The organism is Sporosarcina sp. FSL K6-6792, from assembly GCF_038004885.1.
Classification (GTDB): Bacteria; Bacillota; Bacilli; order Bacillales_A; family Planococcaceae; genus Sporosarcina; species Sporosarcina psychrophila.
Genome location: NZ_JBBOSA010000001.1, coordinates 2720367 through 2747175 on the forward strand (window position 1 = coordinate 2720367; position 26809 = coordinate 2747175).

Annotated in this window: 29 protein-coding genes and 1 other annotated feature; all 29 genes read right to left on the bottom strand. The window is 43.1% G+C overall.

All coding sequences use genetic code 11. The features are described from left to right. Position 1: 1 nt before the first annotated feature. The 29 genes from rplV to cysE all read right to left on the bottom strand — a co-directional run bounded on the left by rplV (position 2) and on the right by cysE (position 26777). Positions 2 to 346, bottom strand: coding sequence for a 50S ribosomal protein L22 (rplV, locus tag MKZ26_RS13370; protein WP_067204760.1), 345 nt, complete (start codon positions 344 to 346; stop codon positions 2 to 4). Positions 347 to 365: 19 nt separating this feature from the next. Further along, complete coding sequence (gene rpsS, locus MKZ26_RS13375) at positions 366 to 644, bottom strand: 30S ribosomal protein S19 (protein WP_067204757.1); 279 nt, start codon at positions 642 to 644, stop codon at positions 366 to 368. Positions 645 to 704: 60 nt separating this feature from the next. Continuing rightward, positions 705 to 1535, bottom strand: coding sequence for a 50S ribosomal protein L2 (rplB, locus tag MKZ26_RS13380; protein WP_067204755.1), 831 nt, complete (start codon positions 1533 to 1535; stop codon positions 705 to 707). Between the two features lie 46 nt (positions 1536 to 1581). Next, complete coding sequence (rplW, locus tag MKZ26_RS13385; protein WP_067204752.1) at positions 1582 to 1866, bottom strand: 50S ribosomal protein L23; 285 nt, start codon at positions 1864 to 1866, stop codon at positions 1582 to 1584. After that, entirely contained in the window at positions 1866 to 2489 is a 624-nt protein-coding gene (rplD, locus tag MKZ26_RS13390; protein WP_340766482.1) for a 50S ribosomal protein L4, read from the bottom strand. The genes rplW and rplD overlap by 1 nt, the downstream gene beginning before the upstream one ends. Positions 2490 to 2514: 25 nt before the next feature. Further along, positions 2515 to 3144: a 50S ribosomal protein L3 gene (gene rplC, locus MKZ26_RS13395; protein ID WP_067204747.1), complete on the bottom strand. Its 630-nt coding sequence runs from the start codon at positions 3142 to 3144 to the stop codon at positions 2515 to 2517. A gap of 43 nt (positions 3145 to 3187) precedes the next feature. Next, positions 3188 to 3496, bottom strand: a complete 309-nt coding sequence (rpsJ, locus tag MKZ26_RS13400; protein ID WP_067204744.1) for a 30S ribosomal protein S10 — start codon at positions 3494 to 3496, stop codon at positions 3188 to 3190. Between the two features lie 254 nt (positions 3497 to 3750). Then, positions 3751 to 5070: a Na+/H+ antiporter family protein gene (locus MKZ26_RS13405; protein WP_340766483.1), complete on the bottom strand. Its 1320-nt coding sequence runs from the start codon at positions 5068 to 5070 to the stop codon at positions 3751 to 3753. Between the two features lie 221 nt (positions 5071 to 5291). Further along, complete coding sequence (gene tuf / locus MKZ26_RS13410) at positions 5292 to 6479, bottom strand: elongation factor Tu (protein ID WP_067204738.1); 1188 nt, start codon at positions 6477 to 6479, stop codon at positions 5292 to 5294. Between the two features lie 129 nt (positions 6480 to 6608). Beyond that, a complete protein-coding gene (fusA, locus tag MKZ26_RS13415; protein ID WP_067204735.1) occupies positions 6609 to 8687 on the bottom strand; it encodes an elongation factor G in 2079 nt (692 codons plus the stop codon). Between the two features lie 50 nt (positions 8688 to 8737). Further along, positions 8738 to 9208: a 30S ribosomal protein S7 gene (gene rpsG / locus MKZ26_RS13420; RefSeq protein ID WP_067204733.1), complete on the bottom strand. Its 471-nt coding sequence runs from the start codon at positions 9206 to 9208 to the stop codon at positions 8738 to 8740. A gap of 68 nt (positions 9209 to 9276) precedes the next feature. Further along, complete coding sequence (rpsL, locus tag MKZ26_RS13425) at positions 9277 to 9699, bottom strand: 30S ribosomal protein S12 (RefSeq protein WP_067204730.1); 423 nt, start codon at positions 9697 to 9699, stop codon at positions 9277 to 9279. A gap of 102 nt (positions 9700 to 9801) precedes the next feature. Further along, on the bottom strand, positions 9802 to 10050 hold the full coding sequence (locus MKZ26_RS13430; RefSeq protein WP_067204727.1) for a ribosomal L7Ae/L30e/S12e/Gadd45 family protein: 249 nt from the start codon (positions 10048 to 10050) through the stop codon (positions 9802 to 9804). A 145-nt stretch (positions 10051 to 10195) separates the two neighbouring features. Next, complete coding sequence (gene rpoC / locus MKZ26_RS13435) at positions 10196 to 13783, bottom strand: DNA-directed RNA polymerase subunit beta' (protein ID WP_067204724.1); 3588 nt, start codon at positions 13781 to 13783, stop codon at positions 10196 to 10198. A 129-nt stretch (positions 13784 to 13912) separates the two neighbouring features. Next, positions 13913 to 17446, bottom strand: a complete 3534-nt coding sequence (gene rpoB, locus MKZ26_RS13440) for a DNA-directed RNA polymerase subunit beta (protein WP_340766484.1) — start codon at positions 17444 to 17446, stop codon at positions 13913 to 13915. A gap of 230 nt (positions 17447 to 17676) precedes the next feature. After that, entirely contained in the window at positions 17677 to 18279 is a 603-nt protein-coding gene (locus tag MKZ26_RS13445) for a class I SAM-dependent methyltransferase (protein WP_067204719.1), read from the bottom strand. A 154-nt stretch (positions 18280 to 18433) separates the two neighbouring features. Continuing rightward, positions 18434 to 18793, bottom strand: a complete 360-nt coding sequence (gene rplL, locus MKZ26_RS13450) for a 50S ribosomal protein L7/L12 (protein ID WP_067204716.1) — start codon at positions 18791 to 18793, stop codon at positions 18434 to 18436. Positions 18794 to 18860: 67 nt separating this feature from the next. Then, entirely contained in the window at positions 18861 to 19361 is a 501-nt protein-coding gene (gene rplJ / locus MKZ26_RS13455) for a 50S ribosomal protein L10 (RefSeq protein ID WP_067204715.1), read from the bottom strand. A 31-nt stretch (positions 19362 to 19392) separates the two neighbouring features. Next, positions 19393 to 19540, bottom strand: a sequence feature (ribosomal protein L10 leader region). 42 nt (positions 19541 to 19582) lie between these two features. Further along, positions 19583 to 20284 (bottom strand): 50S ribosomal protein L1, encoded by a 702-nt coding sequence (gene rplA / locus MKZ26_RS13460; protein WP_067204712.1) that lies wholly within the window; start codon positions 20282 to 20284, stop codon positions 19583 to 19585. Between the two features lie 120 nt (positions 20285 to 20404). Beyond that, positions 20405 to 20830 carry a 50S ribosomal protein L11 gene (rplK, locus tag MKZ26_RS13465; RefSeq protein WP_067204710.1) on the bottom strand — a complete coding sequence of 142 codons (426 nt, stop codon included), beginning with the start codon at positions 20828 to 20830 and terminating at the stop codon, positions 20405 to 20407. 168 nt (positions 20831 to 20998) lie between these two features. Beyond that, positions 20999 to 21532 carry a transcription termination/antitermination protein NusG gene (nusG, locus tag MKZ26_RS13470; protein WP_187046454.1) on the bottom strand — a complete coding sequence of 178 codons (534 nt, stop codon included), beginning with the start codon at positions 21530 to 21532 and terminating at the stop codon, positions 20999 to 21001. 164 nt (positions 21533 to 21696) lie between these two features. Next, positions 21697 to 21882: a preprotein translocase subunit SecE gene (secE, locus tag MKZ26_RS13475; RefSeq protein WP_067204707.1), complete on the bottom strand. Its 186-nt coding sequence runs from the start codon at positions 21880 to 21882 to the stop codon at positions 21697 to 21699. 52 nt (positions 21883 to 21934) lie between these two features. Then, entirely contained in the window at positions 21935 to 22084 is a 150-nt protein-coding gene (rpmG, locus tag MKZ26_RS13480; protein WP_082786457.1) for a 50S ribosomal protein L33, read from the bottom strand. A gap of 198 nt (positions 22085 to 22282) precedes the next feature. Then, positions 22283 to 22930: an RNA polymerase sporulation sigma factor SigH gene (gene sigH / locus MKZ26_RS13485; protein ID WP_187047753.1), complete on the bottom strand. Its 648-nt coding sequence runs from the start codon at positions 22928 to 22930 to the stop codon at positions 22283 to 22285. A gap of 74 nt (positions 22931 to 23004) precedes the next feature. Continuing rightward, on the bottom strand, positions 23005 to 23520 hold the full coding sequence (locus MKZ26_RS13490; RefSeq protein ID WP_067204704.1) for an NYN domain-containing protein: 516 nt from the start codon (positions 23518 to 23520) through the stop codon (positions 23005 to 23007). Further along, positions 23517 to 24293 carry a 23S rRNA (guanosine(2251)-2'-O)-methyltransferase RlmB gene (gene rlmB / locus MKZ26_RS13495; protein WP_067204702.1) on the bottom strand — a complete coding sequence of 259 codons (777 nt, stop codon included), beginning with the start codon at positions 24291 to 24293 and terminating at the stop codon, positions 23517 to 23519. The genes MKZ26_RS13490 and rlmB overlap by 4 nt, the downstream gene beginning before the upstream one ends. Next, complete coding sequence (locus MKZ26_RS13500; RefSeq protein ID WP_340766485.1) at positions 24290 to 24721, bottom strand: Mini-ribonuclease 3; 432 nt, start codon at positions 24719 to 24721, stop codon at positions 24290 to 24292. Before MKZ26_RS13500 ends, rlmB begins: the two co-directional genes overlap by 4 nt. Continuing rightward, positions 24718 to 26118, bottom strand: coding sequence for a cysteine--tRNA ligase (gene cysS / locus MKZ26_RS13505; protein WP_340766486.1), 1401 nt, complete (start codon positions 26116 to 26118; stop codon positions 24718 to 24720). The genes MKZ26_RS13500 and cysS overlap by 4 nt, the downstream gene beginning before the upstream one ends. After that, positions 26115 to 26777, bottom strand: a complete 663-nt coding sequence (gene cysE / locus MKZ26_RS13510) for a serine O-acetyltransferase (protein ID WP_340766487.1) — start codon at positions 26775 to 26777, stop codon at positions 26115 to 26117. Before cysE ends, cysS begins: the two co-directional genes overlap by 4 nt. Positions 26778 to 26809 lie beyond the last annotated feature (32 nt).

Sequence of the window (26809 nt, forward strand, 5' to 3'; positions counted from 1 at the left end):
ATTATCCCTCCTTCTTTTCAGATACCACTAATGTGATGTGGCTCGTACGTTTATTAATTGCGCTCGCACGTCCTTGTGCGCGTGGTCGGAAACGTTTCATAGTCGGACCTTCATCAACGAATACTTCGCTGATAAATAGGTTTTCGACATCCATTTCATAGTTATGTTCAGCATTTGCAATCGCTGATTTCAAAACTTTTTCTACAACCGGAGAAGCCGCTTTTGGCGTCAGGCGTAGAATCGCGATAGCTTCACCGACTTTTTTGCCTCGGATAAGATCAACGACCAAACGGACTTTACGAGAGGCAATACGGACTGTGCGGGCAGTAGCTTTTGCTTGTTGCATCAGAATAACCTCCTCTCAATTAACGTCTTGTTTTCTTATCGTCGGCGCCATGACCTCTGTATGTGCGCGTAGGTGCAAATTCACCAAGTTTGTGACCAACCATATCTTCAGTTACATAGACGGGAACGTGTTTACGTCCGTCATATACAGCAATTGTCATTCCGATGAATGTCGGGAAGATTGTTGAACGGCGTGACCATGTTTTGATAACCTGTTTTTTCTCAGATCCACTTTGTGCTTCGACCTTCTTCATTAGATGATCGTCTACAAATGGTCCTTTTTTCAAGCTGCGGCCCATGTCGGAACCTCCCTCCGTGTTTGTACTACGGTCCAATCATTGAACCGCAGTGCATTACTATTACTTCTTACGACGACGTACAATAAGCTTGTCGGATTTGTTGTTTTTCTTACGTGTTTTATAACCAAGTGTCGGTTTACCCCATGGAGTTACTGGAGACTTCATACCGATACCAGTTTTACCTTCACCACCACCGTGTGGGTGATCGTTAGGGTTCATGACAGAACCACGAACTGTTGGGCGTTTACCCATCCAACGTGAACGTCCTGCTTTACCAATGTTGATTAGTTCATGTTGCTCATTACCAACTTGACCAATTGTCGCGCGGCATACAGCAAGAATCATGCGAACTTCTCCAGATTGAAGACGTACAATAACATACTTATCTTCACGGCCAAGTAGTTGTGCAGAAGTTCCTGCTGAACGTACTAGTTGTCCGCCTTTACCTGGTTTCATTTCGATGTTATGAATTGTAGTACCCATTGGAATGTTTTCTAGTGGAAGTGAGTTACCCACTTTGATATCTGATTCCGGGCCTGACATAATAGTTGCTCCAACTACAAGACCTTTTGGAGCGAGAATGTAACGTTTCTCTCCGTCTACGTAATTGATTAGAGCAATGTTAGCTGAACGGTTTGGATCGTATTCGATCGTAGCAACGCGTCCTGGTATGCCATCTTTCCGGCGTTGGAAATCGATGACACGGTATTGGCGCTTGTGGCCTCCACCATGGTGACGAACAGTAATCCTACCAGTGTTGTTACGGCCGCCTTTCCGCTTAAGCGGTGCAAGCAATGATTTTTCCGGTTTGTCAGCAGTAATCTCAGCAAAATCGGATGTAGTCATGTTACGGCGTCCGTTGGAGGTAGGTTTGTATTTCTTAATCGCCATTTGTGTTCCCTCCTTCATATAATTAGATATCTATTAGTTGTTTAACTTAGACTTCGAAAAGTTCGATGTCTTTTGAGTCAGCAGTTAGTGTAACAATCGCTTTACGGCGTCTGTTCGTATAACCAGAATGCTTGCCCATACGCTTAAGTTTACCTTTGTAATTCTGTACGTTCACTTTTTCAACTTTAACACCGAAAACTTCTTCGATAGCTTGCTTAATAAATGATTTATTAGCGCGCGTGTCAACTTCAAAAGTGTACTTTTTGAATTCCATTTGTTCAGAAGTACGCTCGGTAATGACCGGACGTTTTATAATATCACGTGCTTCCATTAACCTAGCACCTCCTCTATTTTTTGAACTGCTGCTTTAGTCATAACAAGTTTATCGTGACCGATAAGATCAAGTACGTTAATACCTGTCGCTGTTACGACACTGATTCCAGGGATGTTACGTGCAGACAAAGCCAAAGTTTCATCTAAGTCAGCTGTTACGATCAACGCTTTTCTGTTAATCGAAAGATCAGCAAGTACTTTGATAAAATCTTTTGTTTTTGGTGCATCGAATGTTAGTCCTTCAAGAACGATTACATCTTCTTCACGAACTTTCGTAGAAAGAGCTGAAAGAAGAGCCAATCTGCGGACTTTCTTCGGTAATTTGTAGCTATAGCTTCTTGGTGATGGACCGAATACGATACCACCTCCACGCCATTGTGGTGATCGGATTGAACCTTGACGGGCACGACCTGTACCTTTTTGACGCCATGGTTTACGTCCTCCACCAGCAACTTCGCCGCGACTTTTTACTTTATGATTCCCTTGACGCAATGAAGCACGTTGTTGAACCAATGCTTCGAATAAAACAGATTCGTTTGGTACGATACCAAAGATTGCTTCATTTAGTTCGATGTCTCCGACAGAAGTTCCTGCCTGATTTAATACGGATACTTTAGGCATTCCTGTTTCCTCCTTTCTTTAGTAGTCAGTTTCCTTTGATAGCGCTGCGCACTTGTAAAAGTGATTTGCGTGCTCCAGGAACGTTACCTTTAACTAGTAGCAAGTTGCGTTCAAGATCAACTCGTATAATTTCAAGGTTTTGAACTGTTACTGTTTTGCCACCCATACGACCTGGCATTTTTTTACCTTTGAATACACGTTGAGCGTCAACAGATCCGATTGAACCTGGTGCGCGGTGATGACGTGATCCGTGGGTCATAGGTCCGCGTGAATATCCGTGACGCTTGATAACACCCTGGAACCCTTTACCTTTTGATGTACCTGTGATGTCGACGATATCGCCTTCAGCAAAAGTATCAACTTTGACTTCTTGACCAACTTCGTAGCCACTAACGTCTAATTCGCGGAATTCGCGAATGAAGCGCTTAGGTGCAGTATCAGCTTTTGCAACGTGCCCTTTTTCAGGTTTGTTAGCAAGCTTTTCGCGTTTATCTTCAAATCCGATTTGGATTGATTCGTAGCCGTCTGTTTCCGTAGTCTTCTTTTGAAGAACAACGTTTTGTCCAGCCTCAATCACTGTTACCGGGATAAGATCTCCGTTTTCAGCAAAAATTTGCGTCATACCGAGTTTTCTTCCCAAGATTCCTTTGGTCATTTAGTCCACCTCCTGAATTAATGTGTGCTTTATTTAGTATCGATTAAAGTTTAATTTCAATGTCAACGCCTGATGGTAAATCGAGTTTCATTAAAGCATCGACAGTTTGTGGTGTCGGATTAACGATATCGATTAGACGTTTGTGAGTACGCATTTCGAACTGCTCACGCGAATCTTTGTATTTATGCACCGCACGAAGAATCGTGTAGACAGTTCTTTCAGTCGGTAGTGGAATCGGACCCGATACACTAGCACCCGAACGTTTTGCTGTTTCTACGATCTTTTCAGCTGATTGATCAAGAATTCTATGATCATATGCTTTTAAACGAATACGAATCTTTTGTTTTGCCATTATTTTCCCTCCCTTGCGCCTATTTTGTTATAGACATTCTCCACGAAAATTTCCCACACACATGCCACGGCAAAGCGGCCTGGTGTGTCGGCAACCTCTCGCTTCATCGCAGTCAAAGACCAACATTCAATATTATACACATAAAAAAAGAATAACGCAAGTGCCTTGGCGAAATTCTTTTCTCAACTTTATTATTATAATTCTTTCTCTCACTCATTGCAAGTCCGAGAGTACCAACTCGGACTATTGACTACTTAATTAAAGAGCATGACCGTTACCCAACCAAACAACAACAACGGAATGTTGTAGTGAATGAATGTCGGTACACATGTATCCCATATATGATTATGTTGTCCATCGACATCAAGTCCCGCAGTTGGCCCAAGCGTAGAGTCAGATGCAGGCGAACCAGCATCACCGAGAGCCGCTGCTGTCCCAACAAGTGCAATGATGGCTAACGGACTGAATCCAAATGCCATACTAAGCGGCACGAAAATCGATGCAATAATTGGGATTGTTGCAAATGATGAGCCAATACCCATTGTAACGATTAACCCGACAAGTAACATAGCGAATGCTGCCATCCCCTTATTATCCCCTAGAGCAGTGCTCGAGTATTCCACCAACTTAACAATATCTCCTGTCTCTTGAAGCACAGCAGCAAATCCATTTGCTGTAATCATGACAAATCCTACGAATGCCATCATTCGCATTCCTTCATTGATTAAACCATCAGCATCTTTCCACTTAAGTGCTCCCGTAATATACAGAATCGCAATCCCGGTCACTGCACCTGCAATCATAGACTGTGTCGGTATCTGTACAGCAAGTGTGCCAATAAGTGCTAGTACTGTAAAGATGATATTACGTGTTTTAACAACCACCACTTCTTCAGTGATTTTTAATTGCTTGTCCACATACTCTCTCGGCTTGCGATAAGAGAAGAAAATAGCAATTAGCAGTCCTACGAACAGACCAAGAACAGGAAGTGCCATCGCTTTCGGTATGTCCGCCATATCAATCACCATACCTGCTGCCGCCATTTGCTTAGCAAGAATTTCATGGAAGATGAATCCGTATCCATATGGAAGCAAGATATATGGTGCTGTTAACCCGAATGTCAGAACAGAGGCGATCAGACGACGATCTATTTTCAACATATTTAAGACATGTATAATCGGTGGCACCAATAAAGGAATAAATGCAATATGGATTGGAATAAGATTTTGCGAGAATATGGCCATCGCTAGAAGCATTAAGACAATCAGTACTTTTCCTAGTGCTGTACGATCAGGCTCCCCCTCTTTCTTCACAATCCGCAACATAGCTTCAACAAGCAATTGAGGAATGCCAGTCTTCGATATAGCTACCGCGAATCCACCAAGTAATGCATAACTAAGGGCAATTGTTGCTCCTTCACCTAGACCACCAGTAAACGAGACAATCGTTTCATCAACTGATAAGCCTCCTGTAAATCCTCCCACAATCGCACCTACAACTAGGGCTAATACAACGTTCACCCGTAATAAACTTAAAGCCAACATAACGACTATGGCGATAATAACTGCATTCATTTGTATTCCCCCTATGATTTGTTTCTTTATCCAGCTAAAGTGATGAAGCACAGTTATTAAGATAGCAGAGGTTATTTCTTCTGTCAATGAATTTTTAGCGCAGCACCAGAGTCAAGGGCCAAATGAATAAGCCTTATGTCTTAGCTTGTCCATTTAACGAGATTTTATAGTTTCCTAGGCAATAAAAAAAAACCGCCACAAAGGGCGGTTTTAAGAAATAATTATTTAAGGATTGTTGCTACAACGCCAGCGCCTACAGTACGTCCACCTTCGCGGATAGAGAACTTCGTACCTTCTTCAAGAGCGATTGGAGCAATCAAATCGATTGTCATTTCAATGTTATCTCCAGGCATAACCATTTCTACGCCTTCAGGAAGTTCGATAACACCAGTTACGTCAGTTGTACGGAAGTAGAACTGTGGACGGTAGTTAGAGAAGAATGGAGTATGACGTCCACCCTCTTCTTTTGAAAGAACATAAACTTCAGATGTAAATTTCGTGTGTGGAACGATAGTTCCTGGTTTAGCAAGAACTTGCCCACGTTGGATGTCATCACGTGATACCCCACGAAGTAGTGCACCAATGTTGTCGCCAGCTTCTGCATAATCAAGAAGTTTACGGAACATTTCTACACCTGTTACAGTAGTAGCTTTTGGTTCTTCAACGATACCGATGATATCAACAACATCACCGATTTTAACTACTCCACGCTCAACGCGACCAGTAGCAACAGTTCCACGTCCTGTGATTGAGAATACGTCCTCAACAGGCATCATGAATGGTTTTTCAGTATCACGTGGTGGTGTTGGGATATACTCGTCAACAGCAGCCATAAGTTCCATAATTTTATCTTCATAGCCTTCGTCGCCTTCAAGCGCTTTAAGAGCAGAACCTTTAATGACAGGAATGTCATCGCCAGGGAAGTCATATTCAGAAAGAAGGTCGCGAATTTCCATTTCAACAAGCTCAAGAAGCTCTTCGTCATCAACCATGTCACATTTGTTCATGAAGACAACTAGATGTGGAACACCTACTTGACGTGAAAGCAAGATGTGCTCACGTGTTTGTGGCATAGGGCCGTCAGCTGCAGAAACAACTAGGATTCCGCCGTCCATTTGTGCTGCACCAGTGATCATGTTTTTAACGTAATCGGCGTGACCTGGGCAGTCAACGTGTGCGTAGTGACGAGTTGCAGTTTCATACTCAACGTGTGAAGTATTGATTGTAATACCGCGTTCTTTTTCTTCAGGTGCGTTATCAACGTCAGCATAAGATGCTGCTGTTCCACCTAGTCTTTTTGCTAGAACTGTTGCGATTGCTGCAGTTAGTGTAGTTTTACCATGGTCGACGTGACCGATTGTACCAACGTTAGCATGCTGCTTGGAGCGGTCGAATTTTTCTTTTCCCATTATGGAAATCCTCCTCGAAATATAAAAGTTTTTTTGTTTTTATATAGATATAGGTGCTAAAGGGGGCCCCCTCTAACATCCCATATCTATCTATTCATTAATTTAATGGATAGCAGGCTAAAATAAAAATTATTCGCCTTTGTTTTTCTTAACAATTTCTTCTGCAACTGATTTCGGCACTTCTTCATAGTGATCGAATGACATTGAGAAGTTTCCGCGTCCTTGTGTGTTAGAACGTAGAGATGTTGCATAACCAAACATATTAGCAAGTGGAACCATTGCACGAACTACTTGTGAATTACCACGAGCGTCCATACCTTCTACACGGCCACGGCGTGATGTAACATCGCCCATGATATCGCCCATGTATTCTTCAGGAATTTGAACTTCTACTTTCATCATTGGTTCAAGTAGAACTGGGTTAACTTTTGATACAGCATTTTTCAACGCCATAGATGCAGCGATTTTAAATGCCATTTCGTTTGAGTCGACATCATGATAAGAACCGTCGAATAGACGAGCTTTAATGTCGATCAAAGGATAACCAGCGATTACACCATTATTAAGTGAATCACGGATACCCGCTTCTACTGCAGGAATATATTCACGTGGAACTGATCCCCCGACAACGTTGTTAATGAATTCGAATCCTTTTCCTTCTTCGTTAGGAGAGAATTCAATCCAAACGTGACCAAACTGTCCACGTCCACCGGATTGACGCACGAACTTACCTTCAACTTCCGCCGAAGCGCGGAATGTTTCACGATAAGATACTTGCGGAGCTCCGACGTTAGCTTCAACGTTGAATTCACGGCGCATACGGTCTACAAGAACGTCAAGATGCAACTCACCCATACCAGCAATGATTACTTCTCCAGTTTCTTGGTCTGTATGTGCGCGGAATGTCGGGTCTTCCTCTTGAAGCTTAGCAAGAGCCATACCCATTTTATCTTGGTCGGCTTTTGTTTTCGGTTCAACAGAAAGTGAAATTACTGGTTCCGGGAAGTCCATTGACTCAAGAATGATCAGTGCACCAGCCTCACAAAGTGTGTCGCCAGTTCCTGTATCTTTAAGTCCAACTGCAGCAGCAATTTCTCCTGAATGTACTTCAGAAATTTCTTCACGAGAGTTCGCATGCATTTGTAGAATACGTCCTACGCGTTCACGCTTACCTTTTGAAGAGTTTTGTACGTATGATCCTGATTGAAGAACTCCAGAATACACACGGAAGAATGTCAGTTTACCTACATAAGGATCCGTCATAACTTTGAATGCAAGTGCCGAGAAAGGCTCGCTGTCGTCTGAGTGACGCTCGATTTCTTCATCAGTATCAGGATCTGTACCTTTCATAGGTGGGATGTCAAGTGGTGATGGAAGGTAGTCGATAACAGCATCAAGAACAAGTTGTACACCTTTGTTTTTGAAAGCAGTTCCGCATACAACCGGATAGAACTCAACAGCCAATGTCGCTTTACGAATCGCTTGTTTGATTTCTGCGTTTGTAATTTCATCTTCATCCAAGAATTTGTTCATAAGAGCTTCATCGAATTCAGCAACCGCTTCAATTAACTTTTCACGGTATTCTTCTGCTTGCTCACGATATTCTTCTGGGATTTCTCTTGTTTCAGCATTTAAACCTGTATCATCTTCATAGAAAACTGCTTTCATTTCAACTAAATCGATAATTGCTGCAAAAGTATCTTCTGCACCAATCGGCAATTGAATTGGATGAGCGTTTGCTCCAAGACGGTCTACAAGTGTACCTACTGAATAAAGGAAATCAGCACCAGTTTTGTCCATTTTGTTTACGAAAACTAGGCGTGGTACGCCGTAGTTAGTCGCTTGACGCCATACTGTTTCTGTTTGCGGTTCAACGCCCGATTGAGCATCAAGTACCGTTACAGCTCCATCAAGAACACGAAGTGAACGTTCAACTTCAACAGTGAAGTCTACGTGACCTGGAGTATCAATGATGTTTACGCGGTGGTCTTTCCACTCAGCAGTTGTAGCAGCTGAAGTGATTGTAATTCCGCGTTCTTGCTCCTGCTCCATCCAGTCCATTTGAGATGCACCTTCGTGCGTTTCCCCGATTTTGTGGATTTTACCAGTATAATAAAGGATCCGCTCAGTCGTTGTTGTTTTACCAGCATCGATGTGAGCCATGATACCAATGTTACGTGTATTCTCTAAGGAGAATTTTCTAGCCATGATATGATCTCCTTCCGTCTCGGATTAGAGTAGTAATGAATCGCTGAATCTTACCAGCGATAGTGAGCGAATGCTTTGTTAGCATCAGCCATTTTGTGCATTTCTTCACGGCGTTTCACAGAAGCACCAGTGTTGTTAGAAGCATCAAGGATTTCATTCGCAAGACGTTCTTCCATTGTTTTTTCTCCGCGTGTGCGTGAGTAGTTAACAAGGTAACGAAGTCCAAGAGTTGTACGGCGATCAGGACGTACTTCAACTGGTACTTGATAGTTTGCTCCACCTACACGGCGTGCTTTAACTTCAAGAACTGGCATTACATTAGTAAGTGCCGCTTCGAATACTTCAAGTGGATCTTTTCCAGAACGTTCTTTCACAAGCTCGAACGCACCATAGAGGATTTTTTGAGATGTACCTTTTTTACCGTCAACCATCATTTTATTAATAAGACGTGAAACGAGCTTCGAATTGTAAATCGGATCCGGAAGTACGTCACGTTTTGCAACAGGGCCTTTACGTGGCATGTTGTATTCCTCCTTTCAAGGTTTTTAAGCGATTTCGCTTAAATAACCATCAATCATGATTATTTTAATTAGCTTTTTTTAACTTTAGGTTTTTTAGCTCCGTACATAGAACGGCTTTGCATACGGCCAGTTACACCAGCTGTATCAAGTGCTCCACGAACGATGTGGTAACGAACACCTGGTAAGTCTTTTACGCGTCCTCCGCGAAGTAGAACAACACTGTGTTCTTGAAGGTTGTGGCCTTCACCAGGGATGTATGCATTGACTTCCAATTGGTTAGTCAAGCGTACACGTGCATATTTACGAAGAGCCGAGTTTGGCTTTTTCGGTGTCATTGTGCCAACACGCGTACAAACACCTCTTTTTTGTGGTGAGTTTACGTTTGTCATTGACTTTTTGAAGCTGTTATAGCTTTTTCCGAGTGCTGGTGATTTAGATCCCGTCACTTTTGATTTACGTGGTTTACGGACCAATTGATTAATTGTAGGCATCGGTTTTTCCTCCTTTCGAACTTCTTTTTGTAAGACCACACATCCAGGTGGTTCATTTTTGGGGTAAAAACAAAGTCTTTGTGCTTCAATGCACAAAAACTATTAATCAGTAATCGCAACCACAGCTGCACCGACTTGAATGCCACATGCATTTCCGAGTTTATCTCTCGAATCAACATACGTCACTTGAATGTCACGAAGTTTGGCTTCCTCCATTACTGGAGCAATAATCCGTTCTTCTGCATCCTGCGCAATAATAATCTCTATCACTATCCCTGCACGGATTGCTTTCACTGCCTGCTTTGTACCAATGATTGTCTTCTTTGCCTGCTCGACTTTTTCATAAGACATTTCCATATCCTCCAAAGTACAGACATCCAACTATCAACCTTTTGTATTTTATCACCTGTAAGGTAAACTGTCAACACATAAACGAAAAGTCGGGGGAGTTACTTTCGTATTCCCCCGTTTTCAGTTTAAGTTACAGAATCATAACTTACTTAGTTGTAGCTTTTTCTTTTTCTTGTTCCATTACAATATGACGGTAACGCTGCATTCCTGTTCCAGCTGGAACAAGTTTCCCGATAATAACGTTTTCTTTCAAGCCTAGTAACTCGTCCGTTTTCCCTTTAATAGCTGCATCTGTCAAGACACGAGTTGTCTCTTGGAATGATGCTGCTGATAAGAAGGATTCCGTTTCAAGTGAAGCTTTCGTAATACCGAGAATAACAGGACGACAAGTCGCTGGAATTTTATTGACTTTAAGTACTTCCGCATTCGCATCTGAGAATTGGTGAATGTCGAGTAGTGAACCTGGCAATAGATCCGTGTCCCCTGCTTCGATGATGCGCACTTTACGAAGCATTTGGCGAACCATTACTTCAATGTGCTTATCACCGATTTCAACACCCTGCATACGGTAAACTTTTTGAACTTCTTTCAAGAGATAGACTTGAACGGTAACGACGTCTTTAACAACAATCAGTTCTTTCGGATCGATAGAACCTTCTGTTATGACTTCACCTCGGTCAATCATATCACCGACGTCAACTTTAAGACGGGCGTTGTATGGCGTCAGATATTTCCGCGTTTCTACTTCGCCTTCAATCGTAATTTCTTTCTGACCTTCACGTATTTCATCAATTTCAATGATTTGACCTTTGATTTCCGAAATAACTGCAACCCCTTTAGGATTACGCGATTCGAAAATTTCCTGGATACGTGGAAGACCTTGTGTTATGTCGGACCCTGCAACTCCACCTGTATGGAACGTACGCATTGTAAGCTGTGTACCCGGCTCACCGATAGATTGTGCAGCGATAATACCAACCGCTTCACCAACCTCGACTGTTTCACCTGTTGCCAAGTTAATGCCGTAACATAATTTACAAACGCCGTGTTTCGTATTACATGTGAACGCAGAACGAATTGTTATTTGTTCAAGTCCCGCATCCAAAATGGCACGAGCTGCATCAGCAGTAATCAAGCCATCTCGTTTAAGAATCAAAGCGCCTGTTTCAGGATGATAAATCGATTTCTTCGTGTGACGGCCTTCGATACGTTCATCTAGACCTTCGATTACTTCCGTTCCATCCATAAGTGCTCCGATATCCAATCCGCGATCTGTACCACAATCATCTTCACGGACAATTACGTCTTGTGCAACATCGACAAGTCGACGTGTCAAGTAACCTGAGTCGGCTGTCTTAAGAGCAGTATCCGCAAGTCCTTTACGAGCACCGTGTGTTGAGATGAAGTACTCAAGCACTGTCAGACCTTCACGGAATGACGATTTGATTGGTAGTTCAATGATTCGACCGGCCGGATTGGCCATCAGACCACGCATACCAGCAAGCTGCGTAAAGTTTGACGCGTTACCCCGGGCACCCGAGTCACTCATCATATAAATCGGGTTTGAGTGGTCAAGTGAGTCCATTAGTTTGTCTTGGATTACATCCTTGGCATGGCTCCAGTAAGAGATAACGCGATCATATCGCTCTTCCTCTGTAATGAGACCACGACGGAACTGTTGTAACACTTTATCCACTTTTGCTTGTGCTTCATGCAAGATATCATCTTTATTAGGTAGAACGACAATGTCGGATATACCAATTGTAATTCCTGCACGAGTAGAATATTTGAATCCAAGATTTTTCATGCGGTCAAGCATTCTTGACGTTTCTGTAATATGGAAACGTTTGAAGATCTCCGCAATGATATTTCCAAGGATTTTTTTCTTAAACGGTTCAATTAGTTCCTGTTCAGCAACATGCTCTTTTATATTGACAGTTCCAGATACAAAATACTTGTCTGGCGTTTCAATTTGCAAGTTGAAGTCTGACGGTTCGTTAATATACGGGAACGATTTCGGCAGAATCTCGTTGAAAATCACTTTTCCGACTGTCGTTATAAGAAGTTTTGCATTCTGTTCCTCAGTGAAAGTAGGATTATTCAAAGACCTTGCCTGAATAGCGATACGTGAATGAAGATGCACGAAACCGTTATGATAAGCAATTAGTGCTTCATCCGCATCACGGAATGAAGTACCTTCTCCTGACGCGCCTTTACGTTCCAGTGTAAGGTAGTAGTTTCCTAAAACCATATCCTGAGAAGGCGTAACGACTGGTTTTCCGTCTTTCGGGTTCAAAATGTTTTGTGCTGCTAGCATAAGTAGACGCGCTTCCGCTTGTGCTTCTGCGGATAACGGAACGTGGACTGCCATTTGGTCACCATCAAAGTCAGCGTTATAAGCTGTACAAACCAGTGGGTGAAGCGTAATCGCACGTCCTTCTACAAGGATTGGTTCGAATGCTTGAATACCAAGTCGGTGAAGAGTCGGGGCACGGTTCAATAAGACCGGATGCTCCTTGATGACTTCTTCAAGAACGTCCCACACTTCTGAATGGAGGCGTTCAATTTTACGTTTGGCACTCTTAATGTTGTGCGCAAGACCTCGTTCAACGAGTTCTTTCATAACAAACGGTTTAAACAGTTCAATCGCCATTTCTTTCGGCAGACCACACTGATACATTTTCAGGTTAGGTCCTACGACGATAACGGAACGACCAGAATAGTCAACACGTTTTCCTAGTAAGTTTTGACGGAAACGTCCTTGCTTACCTTTCAACATATGAGAAAGGGATTTCAATGGACGGTTACCAGGTCCTGTAACCGGACGGCCACGACGACCATTATCGATGAGCGCATCGACTGCTTCTTGCAGCATCCGCTTCTCATTCTGAACAATGATTCCTGGTGCTCCTAAATCTAATAGGCGTTTCAATCTGTTGTTCCGGTTGATGACCCTTCGGTACAGGTCGTTCAAGTCGGATGTTGCAAATCGTCCACCATCAAGTTGTACCATCGGGCGAAGCTCCGGCGGGATGACTGGTAACACTTCAAGAACCATCCATTCAGGCTTATTGCCTGAGTTACGGAAAGCTTCAACAACCTCTAGACGCCTGATTGCACGCGTACGACGTTGCCCTTGAACTGTTTTCAATTCTTCTTTCAAGAACTCCATCTCTTTTTCAAGATCGATAGCTGCAAGAAGACGTTCAATCGCTTCAGCGCCCATGAGCGCTTGGAATTTAGAACCATACTTTTCGCGGTAGATACGGTATTCCCGTTCAGAAAGAAGTTGCTTTCTTTCAAGCGGAGTATCCGCAGGGTCAACGACTACATAAGACGCGAAATAGATAATTTCCTCCAGAGCACGTGGTGTCATATCAAGGATAAGACCCATTCGGCTTGGAATTCCTTTGAAGTACCAAATATGTGTAACTGGAGCTGCTAGTTCAATATGTCCCATACGTTCACGGCGGACTTTTTGACGCGTCACTTCTACTCCACAACGGTCACAAACGACGCCTTTATAACGAACGCGTTTATACTTTCCGCAATGACATTCCCAATCTTTTGTAGGTCCAAAAATACGTTCACAGAACAGACCATCTTTTTCGGGCTTCAATGTTCGGTAGTTAATTGTTTCCGGCTTTTTCACTTCACCATATGACCATGAACGGATCTTATCAGATGAAGCAAGCCCTATTTTCATATACTCAAAATTGTTTACATCTATCAAGGAGCCTACCTCCCTCTAGTCTTATCGCTGCAATTGGCTTTTCCGAGCAAGCGCACACTTTATATTCAAAAGATAAAGGGGAAAACGTTAATTTCCCCTTAGATTCATTTATATCATTCACTAGGCTAATCAAACAGGCTGATTTTCTTTTATAAGATTCAAAGCATCTGTTGGTTGCATATCATCGTCTTCATCAAGATCGCGTAACTCGATTTCTTCAAAATCAATCGATAGCATCTTAACATCCAAACCAAGACTTTGAAGTTCTTTTATAAGAACTTTAAAGGATTCTGGAACACCTGGTTGTGGAACACTTTCACCTTTAACAATCGCTTCGTACGTCTTCACGCGTCCTACGACGTCATCCGACTTCACAGTCAGAATCTCTTGAAGCGTATAAGCTGCCCCATAGGCTTCAAGTGCCCACACTTCCATCTCACCGAAACGTTGTCCACCGAACTGAGCTTTACCGCCCAGTGGTTGCTGTGTGACGAGTGAGTATGGTCCTGTTGAACGGGCGTGAAGTTTATCGTCGACCATGTGGGCCAGTTTGATAATATACATGACACCGACTGATACACGGTTATCGAAAGCTTCACCTGAACGACCGTCATACAGAATAGTTTTTCCGTCACGATCCATCCCGGCTTCTTCCATCGTTTCCCAAACATCCCGTTCGTTCGCCCCATCAAATACAGGAGACGCCATATGGATGCCAAGGGTACGAGATGCCATACCAAGGTGCATTTCAAGAACCTGTCCGATGTTCATACGTGATGGAACACCAAGCGGGTTAAGCATGAGGTCAATTGGTGTGCCGTCCGGCAAATAAGGCATATCCGCTTCAGGTAAGATGCGGGAAATAACCCCTTTGTTTCCGTGACGTCCAGCCATTTTGTCCCCAACGGAAATTTTCCGTTTTTGAACGATGTATGCGCGGACCAATTGGTTCACACCCGGTGGCAATTCATCGCCATCTTCACGATTAAATACTTTCACGTCTAGAACGATCCCACCCGCGCCATGCGGTACTTTGAGGGATGTATCACGGACTTCACGTGCTTTTTCACCGAAAATAGCATGTAAAAGTCTTTCTTCAGCAGTCAGTTCAGTTACGCCTTTCGGAGTCACTTTCCCAACAAGAATATCACCATCACGAACTTCGGCTCCGATACGAATGATTCCACGGTCGTCCAAGTTACGAAGCGAATCTTCACCAACGTTCGGAATGTCGCGCGTAATTTCTTCAGGACCAAGTTTCGTATCTCTCGCTTCAGATTCGTATTCTTCGATATGGACCGAAGTATAGACATCATCTTTCACAAGACGTTCGCTCATGATTATCGCATCTTCATAGTTGTAGCCGTCCCATGTCATAAATGCCATCAGAACGTTACGACCAAGCGCTAGCTCTCCTTGCTCCATTGAAGGACCATCTGCAAGAATATCAAGAGGTTTAACGCGATCCCCTACACTACAAATTGGACGTTGGTTATAACATGTCCCTTGGTTCGAACGGATAAAGTTTTCAAGACGATATATTGTAAGATCGCCTTTTACTTCTTTTCCATCAACTGTTTCAATACGACGAACACGAATTTCTCTAGCCTCGACATGTTCGACAATTCCATCAAACTTCGCAAGTACAGCTGCACCTGAATCGCGTGCTGATATGTGTTCCATACCAGTTCCTACGAAAGGTGATTCCGGATTGAGAAGAGGGACTGCTTGACGTTGCATGTTCGCTCCCATAAGGGCACGGTTCGAGTCATCATTCTCAAGGAATGGAATACATGCTGTTGCCGCAGAAACTACTTGTTTAGGCGAAACGTCCATGTAGTCAATTTGTTCGCGTTTAAAGACAGTGTTATCCCCTTGGAAACGACCGACGACTCCCTCACTAACAAAAGAACCATCTTCTGCAAGTATTGCGTTTGCTTGTGCTACGACGTAATTATCTTCTACATCCGCAGTCAAGTAATCGATTCTAGAAGTGACCTTACCAGAGATAGGATCAACTTTTCGATATGGCGTTTCAATAAATCCGAACTTATTCACTTTCGCAAACGTAGAGAGTGAGTTAATCAGTCCGATATTCGGTCCCTCTGGTGTTTCAATTGGACACATACGTCCGTAATGGGAGTAATGCACGTCACGTACTTCCATTCCTGCACGTTCCCTTGTCAAACCACCAGGTCCAAGTGCAGACAGCCTGCGTTTATGTGTTAATTCGGCAAGCGGATTCGTCTGATCCATGAACTGAGAAAGTTGAGAACTACCAAAGAACTCTTTAATAGATGCGATAACGGGGCGGATATTAATCAGCTGTTGCGGTACGATTGACTGCGTATCATTAATGGACATACGTTCTTTTACGACACGTTCCATACGAGAAAGCCCGATACGGAACTGGTTTTGAAGAAGTTCACCCACTGAACGTAGTCGACGGTTACCGAGATGATCGATATCATCCGTGTTACCCACACCATGAAGAAGGTTGAAGAAATAACTAATTGAAGCAACGATATCTGCCGGCGTTACATGCTTGATAGAATCATCGACATACGCGTTCGATATTACGTTGATTACTTGTTTTTCTTCACTTTTCGGAGAATAAATTTTGATGGACTGGATTGTTATTTTTTCGTCAAGAACTCCACTTGCATGAGTGATCTCTTCGAAACCGATTCCTTTTTCCAAATGCGGAAGAAGACGGTCCAATGCACGGCGATCGATGAGTTGGTCTTTTTCAAGCAGAATTTCACCAGTTTCAGGGTCGACAAGTGTTTCAGCGACAACCTGGTTGAACAAGCGATTTTGTGCATGAAGCTTCTTATTCATCTTATAGCGACCTACATTCGCTAAATCATACCGTTTTGCATCAAAAAATCGTGAGAACAAAAGGTTCTTCGCGCTATCTAGTGTTGGTGGCTCACCTGGACGAAGACGTTCGTATATCTCAAGCAATGCTTTTTCAGAGCTTTCAGTGTTGTCCTTTTCAAGTGTGTTGCGCAAATACTCATTATCACCGATTAAATCAATGATTTCCTGGTCGGATGAGAATCCGAGTGCACGAAGGAGTACTGTAACTGGCAACTTACGTGTCCGATCAATACGGACGTGAACAACATCTTTTGCATCTGTTTCATACTCGAGCCAAGCACCGCGATTCGGAATAACAGTTGCACCGAAACCACGTTTACCGTTTTTGTCCGTTTTATCACTGTAATAAACACTTGGGGACCGGACGAGCTGGGAGACAATTACCCTCTCCGCACCATTAATAACAAATGTACCATTTTCTGTCATGAGCGGGAAATCACCCATAAAGACATCTTGCTCTTTTACTTCTTCCGTCTCTTTATTGTGGAGACGAACTTTTACACGTAGCGGCGCTGCAAACGTTACATCACGCTCTTTCGATTCCTCTACAGGGTATTTAGGATCCCCAAGAGTATAATCGATGAACTCCAACGATAGATTTCCCGTAAAGTCTTGAATCGGAGAAATATCGCGGAACATATCCAGCAGTCCTTCTTCTAAGAACCACTCATAAGATGCCGTCTGGATTTCAATCAGATTCGGCAGATCGAGCACTTCGCTGATCCGTGCGAAACTTCTCCGCTGACGGTGTTGACCATACTGAACTAAATGACCTGTCAACTCTTTCACCCCTTATAAAACAATATTAGTTCTTTGCGAAACCACAAAAATAGTGTATGATATCGAAAAAACAAAAAGAAAACGAGTTCTGGCAAGAGCTCATTTTCGGTTTTACCATCTTTTATACATTGTCAGTATGCCTTTCATTTCCATTATTCATGCAAAAGGGCATACGACCGCACTATAATAATTTATGCATTTTATAACATTACCATATCAATACTATCGAGTCAATTTTTTTCGACTCTTAAAATATAATACCCCTTCTTCTTAACGACTGTCTCAACATTGCCGAATAGCCCTGTTAAACAATCTATCGTCGAAGGTGCACCCTGTTTCTTTTGAATGACGATCCACAACTCACCGCCAACTTTAAGTTTCGAAAAAGCGCCTTCGTAAAATTTGAATACCGTCTCTTTTCCTGCACGGATAGGCGGATTCGTCAAAATTGCAGCAAACCCCTCTGCCGTGACATCGGATAATGCATCACTTGGATAAATCTCTGCATTTGAAATGCCGTTTTGTTTTGCATTATGCGCAGCAAGAGCGAGTGCACGTTCATTCACGTCGACCATGTGAACGCTCCGTTCCGGAAAAGATGCGGCAATCGATAAACCAATTGGACCATACCCACAACCAATATCAAGAATTAAACCTTCCGTTTCCGGCAAGACAAAAGCCTCAGCTAAAAGTTGCGAACCGAAATCCACTTCACCTTTACTAAACACGCCAGCATCCGTTTTAAATCGAAATGTTTTTCCGCGTAACTCTGCAGACCATTCTTTTGGATCACTCTTCACTTTCGGATTTTCCGAGTAGTAATGTTCAGACATACCAGTCTTCCCCCTCGTATAGAGACTTGAAACGCAAAAAAATAAGATAGCTTACGTACACTATCGATTCGATGACCTGCTTGTCACAAGTTCAGATAAAAAAACGAAGAAAAGCTTGCCCAAATCCGACAAGCTTTTCTTCATTATTCAAAAATTACTTAACTTCGACGCTTGCGCCTACAGCTTCAAGCTTCGCTTTGATTTCTTCAGCTTCATCTTTAGTTACGCCTTCTTTGATTGCTTTTGGAGCTTCATCAACAACTGCTTTCGCTTCTTTCAAGCCAAGGCCTGTAATTTCGCGAACTGCTTTGATAACTTTGATTTTTTCTTGTCCAGCAGCAGTAAGAATTACTTCGAATTCAGTTTGCTCTTCTTCAGCAGCAGCACCAGCACCAGCCATTGCAACAGGTGCAGCAGCAGTTACGCCAAACTCTTCTTCGATTGCTTTTACAAGGTCGTTTAGTTCAAGTACTGTCATTTCTTTGATCGCTTCAAGGATGTTTTCTTTAGTCATTATAATTTCCTCCTAATATTCTTTTTTTGTCGGGCTTAACCCGCAAGTGGTATTTCAGGCTGCTTTATTAAGCGCCTTGTTCTTCTTTTTGCTCTGCAACTGCTTTTGTTGCAAGCGCAAAGTTGCGCATTGGAGCTTGAAGTACGCTGAGAAGCATAGATAGTAGACCTTCGCGTGACGGAAGTTCCGCCAATGCTTTAATGTCTGCTTCTGATGCAAGTAGACCTTCGATTACGCCAGCTTTAATTTCAAGCTTATCGTTTTTCTTTGCAAAATCGTTAAGGATTTTTGCAGGAGCAACAACGTCTTCGTTTGAAAATGCAATCGCATTAGGGCCTGTTAGATGTTCGTTCAACCCTTCAAGTCCTGCAGCTTCAGCAGCACGGCGTGACATCGAGTTTTTATAAACTTTGAAGTCGATACCTGCTTCACGAAGTTGTTTACGAAGTTCCGTAACTTGACCTACAGTCAGACCACGGTAGTCGACAACAACAACAGATGCTGCTGATTTCAACTTATCAGTAATTTCACCAACTACTGCTTGTTTAGCTTCTAATACTGTGCTCATTTGGACACCTCCTAAAAAGTTTGGGTCACTTATACCGGTATGAAAAGCCCTCAATCTACCTAAGTAGACTGAGGGCTGAAAAGTCGTCATCTTTTAAAAGAAAAAGAGCGTCTTGTCCTCGGCAGGAATATTTAAGCGGCATGCGCTCCTGCTGTCTACGGTACAAATGGTTATATTCACAACAAAAATCATCTTATCAAAAGATTATCTGTTTGTCAATATTATTTATTTACTGCTACGCTTGAAGGATCAACTTTTACAGAAGGACCCATTGTCGTCGTAATGTTAACCGACTTCATGTATGTTCCTTTTGCAGTAGCTGGTTTCGCTTTAAGAACAGTTTCAAAAACAGTTGCGAAGTTTTCCGCAAGTTTAGCATCGTCGAATGAAACTTTTCCGATTGGAGCGTGGATGATTCCAGCTTTGTCCGCACGGTATTCAACTTTACCTGCTTTGATTTCTGCTACAGCTTTCGCTACGTCAAATGTTACTGTACCTGTTTTCGGGTTAGGCATAAGTCCTTTTGGTCCAAGAACACGACCAATTTTCCCTACTTCACCCATCATGTCAGGAGTTGCAACGATAACGTCAAAGTCAAACCAACCTGATTGAATTTTAGCGATATATTCAGCATCGCCTGCATAGTCTGCACCAGCAGCTTCAGCTTCTTTAAGTTTTTCGCCTTTAGCAAAAACGAGAACGCGTTGAGTTTTACCAGTACCGTTTGGAAGTACTACTGCCCCACGGATTTGTTGGTCATTTTTACGAGTGTCGATTCCAAGACGGAATGCAACTTCGACAGTTGCGTCGAAATTAACTGTGCTTGTTTTTTTCGCAAGTTCGATCGCTTCAGTAGCGCCGTATGCTTTCATGTGTTCAACTAGCTTTGCAGCTTCTGTGAACTTTTTACCTTTTTTAGCCATTTAATATTTCCTCCTCGATTGTGGTTTTAACGGGTTAAACCTCCCACGAATAAGGGTTGCGCGCTCCGGAGAACAAGCGCAACCCCCACTACAAACAACTATTGATTTATAAAATCAAGATCAGTCTTCGATCGTGATTCCCATACTGCGAGCAGTACCTTCAACCATTGCCATCGCCGCTTCAACTGACGCCGCGTTTAAATCTTCCATCTTTTGTTCTGCTATTTCGCGAACTTTATCACGTTTCACAGTAGCAACTTTCTTTTTATTCGGTTCACCTGAACCTTTTGTAAGATTAGCTGCAACCTTCAGCAAAACTGCTGCCGGTGGAGTTTTTGTAATAAAAGTAAATGAACGGTCTTCGAATACAGAGATTTCAACAGGAATAATAAGACCTGCTTGATCTGCAGTACGCGCATTGAATTCTTTACAGAATCCCATGATGTTCACACCTGCTTGTCCTAACGCCGGTCCAACTGGTGGAGCCGGATTCGCTTTCCCTGCAGGAATTTGCAATTTAACAACCTTAATGACTTTTTTAGCCACGAGACACACCTCCTTAAGTCCGTGATGTGGTAATAGGGTTGCCCCTCCCACTCATATGTGCCTGCCGACTTACGTCGGTAGAATTTGATAGTTCGTCCAGACCATTTGTTTACAGTCTGACCTTTGAAATGATACCACTATTTCACGATATACGCAAGTGGTAAACGTTTATATTTTTTGTACTTGTTCGAAGTCGAGTTCCATATTTGTCTCTCGGCCGAACATATCGACAGATACTTTCACTTTACCTTTATCTTCATCAATTTCTTCCACTTTACCTTGGAAGTTCGCAAATGGCCCTTCAAGTACTTCAACCATTTCGCCAAGCGCGAAGTCAATTTCAACTTTACGCTCTTTAACACCCATTTGTTTGAGGATGAATTCGACTTCTTCAGGAAGTAGCGGTGTCGGTTTTGCGCCGCCGCCTGACGAACCGATGAAACCCGTCACGCCCGGTGTGTTACGTACAACATACCAGGAATCGTCCGTCATAATAATTTCCACAAGAACATAACCTGGGAACGTCTTTTTCAGGACCGTGCGTTTTTTACCATCTTTGAAATCCGTTTCTTCTTCTTCCGGGATGACAACTCGGAATATCTTGTCAGACATACCCATCGTTTCAACACGTTTTTCCAGATTGGCTTTCACCTTATTCTCATAACCGGAGTACGTATGAACGACGTACCAATTTTTTTCCATATCCATAGTGACGAGGACTAAACGTCCGTCCCTCCTTTTTCCCTACAATTAAATAAAAACGCAAGCGCCTGGATTAAAGAGACGCTGGAGTTTAGGCAATTGAAAAATCCCGTTCATACTGTCAGACGGGATATTTTTCAAGGGGAATATTTATAGTGCTTTTATTATAACGCAATGTACCATTCCAACACTCGTGAAATGCCAAGGTCAACAAGTCCGAAGTAGACTGCCATGAAAACGACTGTCGAAAGAACAACAATTGTGTAACGCGTTAATTCTTTACGTCTCGGCCAGCTGACTTTTCTCATTTCCGAGCCAACGTCTTTGAAAAAACCAGTTAACTTGCTCATTATACCGTAAACCTCCGAATATAAGTATGATCCTGCTTCCTAACTAACCGCTTCATGCCGTTTGCCTATGCAATGTATGTGCATTGCAATGCCTGCAAAACTTTTTAATCGACAAACGTTCTGTCGGCTTATCTTTCCGTGCCGGCACGGAATAGTTTCGTGATCCGCATGTATCGCAACTTAAAATAATTTTTTTAGACATTCCCTCACCCCTTACGACTCAATGTTCTAAATCCGAAAAGAGTCGAGGTAACGCATGTTAAAATGCGCTAGGAGCAGAGATAAAAGCTGATAAATAGTGCTGCAACCTTATGTCCCCTGACTTCTTGAACATCTTCTCATAGTCTTGCTAAAGGGTACCATCTACCATTCATGATGTCAATACAAGGGAAATGGACGTCTACCGCACTGTATCAACTTGCATATACCGCTCGAGTTTACGTTTTATCCTCTGAAGCGCATTGTCTACAGACTTAACTTGCCTGTTTAGCTCCTCGGAAATTTCTTGATAAGACTGGCCATCTAAGTACAGTGCCAGTACTTGCTTCTCAAGACCACTTAGTACTTTGTTCATTTCATCTTCCATTTGAACAAAATCTTCCCTGTGAATCATGAGGCCTTCAGGATCATCCAATACTGGCCCGGCTATTACGTCGAGCAATGTGCGATCGGACTCTTCGTCAAATACCGGCTTGTCCAATGACACCGACGTATTAAGCGGGATATGCTTCTGCCTTGTCGCAGTTTTAATAGCCGTGATAATCTGCCGCGTGATGCAAAGTTCCGCAAACGCCTTGAATGAACTCAATCGATCCTCTTTAAAATCACGAATTGCTTTGTATAGGCCGATCATACCTTCTTGAATGATATCTTCCCGGTCTCCACCGATAAGAAAGTATGAGCGCGCTTTCAATCTAACAAAAGATTGGTACTTCCTAATAAGGAAATTAAGCGCATCCGTGTTACCTTCGTGGATGATTGCTATGATTTCCCCGTCGGATAATCCGGTGAAATCCGATATGCTGCCTTCAACGTATGTTTTCTCCACCACCTGGATCACCCCGGTTCGTTATCACTATTATATAACAAGTATACCGTATGGGAAATTTTTACGTCAACCGTTCATTTCATTCCACGCCGCCATTTTTCAAATATTTCAGCAACTTCGTCAGTTAAAGGAATCTTCGAAAGCGGCCGCTGCCCTTGGATTGCCTTCACTTTTGCCGTAATGAGATCATCGATTTTATTTACTTCAAGTTCTAGCTCACGAGCTGACTTTCGGAGTGCACCATGCGCAAAAATGACCCATTGTTCTGTCAAATCTGATGTAGCTACATGAATTTGTACCCGTCTCCCCTTCAATTCAGAGACGAGCTTTTCAATTCTTTCATCAGCTGTTTCTTTTTCCCGAGTAAAGACAATCTCGACATTGTGATGCCGTTTCTTTTTTTCAATACCTGGCACAAGATGCGCATCAAAAATAATAATGACCCGCCACCCTGTATGCGCCTTGTACTCTGCCATTCTTTCGATCAAACGGTCACGTGCATCCGCGAGCTTTTTCCGCTTCATCCCGCCCAGTTCCTCCCATGCTCCGATGATATTGTAACCATCGACTAGGAGTATATCTGTTGTCATCTGCCAGAAGTATGCGGTTGACGCTTGCGCAGTACCTCGTACATAAGAAGGGAGGCTGCTACAGACGCGTTCAATGATGTAACATGCCCAACCATCGGTAAATGATAGAGGAAATCGCATTTCTCTTTCAAAATACGCGACATTCCTTTCCCTTCACTTCCAATAATGATAGCAAGCGGAAGAGTCGCATCCATTAGTCTGTAATCCACCGATTTAGCAGCATCTGTCCCCGCAATCCAAACACCACGTTTTTTCAGGTCCTCCACCGTTTGCGAAAGATTGTTCACACGCACGACAGGGATATGTTCGATTGCACCAGTGGATGACTTTGCAACAACACCCGTCAACCCGACAGCACGGCGTTTTGGTATAATGACTCCGTGAACACCCGACGCGTCAGCTGTCCGTAATATGGAGCCCAGATTATGAGGATCTTCAAGTTCATCAAGAATAAGGAACAATGGATCTTCCCCACGCTCAGTTGCAACAGTAAATAGATCTTCGAGTTCCGCATATTCGTAAGCCGCAACCGAAGCGACAATCCCTTGGTGATTTACATCAAGCAAACCATCCAACTTTTGTTTCGGAACCGCCTGCACGATAATTCCTGCTTTTTTTGCCAACGATAGGATTTCACCGATGCTTTTCATATTAAGTCCTTCAGCAACCCATATCTTATTTAATTCCCTACCCGAGCGCAGTGCTTCTACAATTGGATTTTTCCCGCCGATTAATTCAGATTCAACTTCATTTTCGTTTTCATGTTCATTCATTTTGACTCTTCCTCCTTCGGCATTTCAATAAATCGAATTGCCTCACTGATTATTTCTTGCACGCGTTCTGTTCTTCCTAATAAGTGTGAATAACCGATGACCGCTTCAAAGCCTGAACTGTAATTGTACGTTACGACATCCGTATTTTTAGGGACTGAACCAGACTTCGCATTACGGCCACGTCTCATGACCGCCTCTTCTTCTTCCGTCAGAAAGCCTGATACCTGCATCATCTTGAGTGTAGCTGCCTGTGATTTCGCGGAGACATAATGCGTGGCTTCTCTGTGCAGCACATTCGGTTTTACACGCCCTGAACGCAAAAGGTGCTCCCGTATCGCCTGTTCGTACACCGCGTCGCCCATGTAGGCAAGAGCCAGTGCTTTTATTTGTTTCACATCTATATCACGTAAGTTATATACGTTGCTCATCCTCTTTTCCAGCGCATGCCTTGTGCTGTATCTTCTAGAATGATACCTTGCGCTTTCAATTCATCACGAATTTCATCCGAACGCTTGAAGTCTTTGTTTCGGCGCGCTTCGAGTCGTTCTTCGATTAACGCTTCGACATCTTCATCCAACAGTCCTGTTTCTTCGTCCATCGGCAATCCAAGAACCGTCAGTAGTCCGTCAAATGTGCGGATGAAATGCTCTAGCACATCGGATTGTGTATTTTTTTCTACTAAATAGACGTTTGCCAGTTTCGCTAATTCGAATACCGATGCTATAGCGTTTGCTGTGTTAAAGTCATCATCCATTGCCACTTCAAAGTCGTTCTTGATTTCATCCACTTTATGAATCCAGATATCTTTCTGATCGCCGAGATCCGCAGACGTCGCAAGTCGGTGCTTCAAATTATTGTACGCTGTACGGATACGCGCAAGTCCATTCTCTGCACTGACAACAAGATCTTGCGAGAAATTGACTGGGTGTCTGTATTGAACTGACAATATAAAGAAGCGAAGTACTTTCGGATCAATCTGCTTCCTAATATCATTCACAAGAACAAAATTGCCAAGTGATTTAGACATTTTTTCGTTGTCGATATTAATGTAACCATTGTGCATCCAATAGCGCGCAAATTGTTTGCCTGTCATCGCTTCGGATTGTGCAATTTCGTTTTCATGATGTGGGAACGTTAAATCTTGGCCACCTGCGTGAATATCTATTGTATCGCCAAGGTGTTCTCTTGCCATAACAGAACATTCGATATGCCAGCCCGGACGGCCCAATCCCCATGGACTTTCCCATGAAATTTCGCCAGCCTTAGCAGCTTTCCATAAGGCAAAGTCCAGTGGATTTTCTTTCTTGATGCCCTCTTCGATACGTGCACCGACCTTCAACTCATCCGTCGATTGGTGGGACAACTTTCCGTAGCCTTCAAATTTCTGCGTACGATAGTAGACATCCCCTTGCGATTCATAAGCGAAACCTTTATCGATTAGTACTTTCACGAATTTGACGATGTCTTCGATATGATCCGTCACACGCGGATGTACGTCAGCCTTACCGCAACCGAGCGCTGAAACGTCTTCAAAGTAAGCAGCGATGAAGCGGTCTGTTAGCTCGCCGACCTCTTCCCCTAGTTCATTAGCCGCTTTAATAATCTTGTCGTCAACGTCCGTGAAATTCGAAACGTATGTTACATCATACCCTCGATATTCAAGGTAGCGTCGCACTGTATCAAAAGCGATAACCGGACGCGCATTTCCGATATGAATGTAGTTGTAAACAGTGGGACCGCAAACGTACATTTTTACTTTGCCCTCTTCCAATGGAATGAAAGGCTCTTTTTTGCGTGTCAGCGTATTGTAAATTTGAATTGTCATGATAAATCTCCTTCCTTTACTTTGGAAACATTTAAATGTTCGATCCTATTTTTCAATTCACTAATTTCATCTTCAAGCGTCTGGCATCTATCTGCCACAGGATCCGGCATGTCACGGTGATCATGTTTACTCTTCACTCTAACACCGTTCGAAATGACGACTTTCCCAGGGATACCTACAACCGTCGATTCCGGCGGGACGTCTTTCAGGACAACTGAACCCGCTCCTACTTTACTGCCTTCACCAATCGTTATGGAACCGAGCACTTTAGCACCCGATGCAACAAGTACATTATCATGAAGTGTCGGATGCCGCTTGCCGCTTTCTTTACCTGTACCACCAAGAGTCACGCCTTGGTAAATAGTGACGTCGTTGCCGATTTCACATGTTTCCCCAATTACAACACCCATTCCATGATCTATGAAAAACCTACGCCCGATTTTTGCACCAGGATGAATTTCAATACCTGTGAAAAATCGGCTAATTTGCGAAACGAGCCGTGCCAAAAACAACAACTTCCGTTTATATAAAGCATGTGCAATACGATGAGACCATAATGCGTGTAAACCTGAGTAAGTTAGAACAACTTCAAAAACAGTACGTGCTGCCGGGTCCTGTTCAAATATACATCGAACGTCTTCTTTCATTCTCTGAAACAACTCGTTCCCCCCTATAATTTCTGTGTCTAACT

Bases quoted from the DNA above. Each gene is read 5' to 3' on its own strand.
- rplV (WP_067204760.1), bottom strand. From the start codon at position 346: ATGCAACAAGCAAAAGCTACTGCCCGCACAGTCCGTATTGCCTCTCGT.
- rpsS (WP_067204757.1), bottom strand. From the start codon at position 644: ATGGGCCGCAGCTTGAAAAAAGGACCATTTGTAGACGATCATCTAATG.
- rplB (WP_067204755.1), bottom strand. From the start codon at position 1,535: ATGGCGATTAAGAAATACAAACCTACCTCCAACGGACGCCGTAACATG.
- rplW (WP_067204752.1), bottom strand. From the start codon at position 1,866: ATGGAAGCACGTGATATTATAAAACGTCCGGTCATTACCGAGCGTACT.
- rplD (WP_340766482.1), bottom strand. From the start codon at position 2,489: ATGCCTAAAGTATCCGTATTAAATCAGGCAGGAACTTCTGTCGGAGAC.
- rplC (WP_067204747.1), bottom strand. From the start codon at position 3,144: ATGACCAAAGGAATCTTGGGAAGAAAACTCGGTATGACGCAAATTTTT.
- rpsJ (WP_067204744.1), bottom strand. From the start codon at position 3,496: ATGGCAAAACAAAAGATTCGTATTCGTTTAAAAGCATATGATCATAGA.
- MKZ26_RS13405 (WP_340766483.1), bottom strand. From the start codon at position 5,070: ATGAATGCAGTTATTATCGCCATAGTCGTTATGTTGGCTTTAAGTTTA.
- tuf (WP_067204738.1), bottom strand. From the start codon at position 6,479: ATGGGAAAAGAAAAATTCGACCGCTCCAAGCAGCATGCTAACGTTGGT.
- fusA (WP_067204735.1), bottom strand. From the start codon at position 8,687: ATGGCTAGAAAATTCTCCTTAGAGAATACACGTAACATTGGTATCATG.
- rpsG (WP_067204733.1), bottom strand. From the start codon at position 9,208: ATGCCACGTAAAGGCCCTGTTGCAAAACGTGACGTACTTCCGGATCCG.
- rpsL (WP_067204730.1), bottom strand. From the start codon at position 9,699: ATGCCTACAATTAATCAATTGGTCCGTAAACCACGTAAATCAAAAGTG.
- MKZ26_RS13430 (WP_067204727.1), bottom strand. From the start codon at position 10,050: ATGTCTTATGAAAAAGTCGAGCAGGCAAAGAAGACAATCATTGGTACA.
- MKZ26_RS13445 (WP_067204719.1), bottom strand. From the start codon at position 18,279: ATGTCTGAACATTACTACTCGGAAAATCCGAAAGTGAAGAGTGATCCA.
- rplL (WP_067204716.1), bottom strand. From the start codon at position 18,793: ATGACTAAAGAAAACATCCTTGAAGCGATCAAAGAAATGACAGTACTT.
- rplJ (WP_067204715.1), bottom strand. From the start codon at position 19,361: ATGAGCACAGTATTAGAAGCTAAACAAGCAGTAGTTGGTGAAATTACT.
- rplA (WP_067204712.1), bottom strand. From the start codon at position 20,284: ATGGCTAAAAAAGGTAAAAAGTTCACAGAAGCTGCAAAGCTAGTTGAA.
- nusG (WP_187046454.1), bottom strand. From the start codon at position 21,532: ATGGAAAAAAATTGGTACGTCGTTCATACGTACTCCGGTTATGAGAAT.
- secE (WP_067204707.1), bottom strand. From the start codon at position 21,882: ATGAGCAAGTTAACTGGTTTTTTCAAAGACGTTGGCTCGGAAATGAGA.
- rpmG (WP_082786457.1), bottom strand. From the start codon at position 22,084: ATGTCTAAAAAAATTATTTTAAGTTGCGATACATGCGGATCACGAAAC.
- MKZ26_RS13490 (WP_067204704.1), bottom strand. From the start codon at position 23,520: ATGACAACAGATATACTCCTAGTCGATGGTTACAATATCATCGGAGCA.
- rlmB (WP_067204702.1), bottom strand. From the start codon at position 24,293: ATGAATGAACATGAAAACGAAAATGAAGTTGAATCTGAATTAATCGGC.
- MKZ26_RS13500 (WP_340766485.1), bottom strand. From the start codon at position 24,721: ATGAGCAACGTATATAACTTACGTGATATAGATGTGAAACAAATAAAA.
- cysS (WP_340766486.1), bottom strand. From the start codon at position 26,118: ATGACAATTCAAATTTACAATACGCTGACACGCAAAAAAGAGCCTTTC.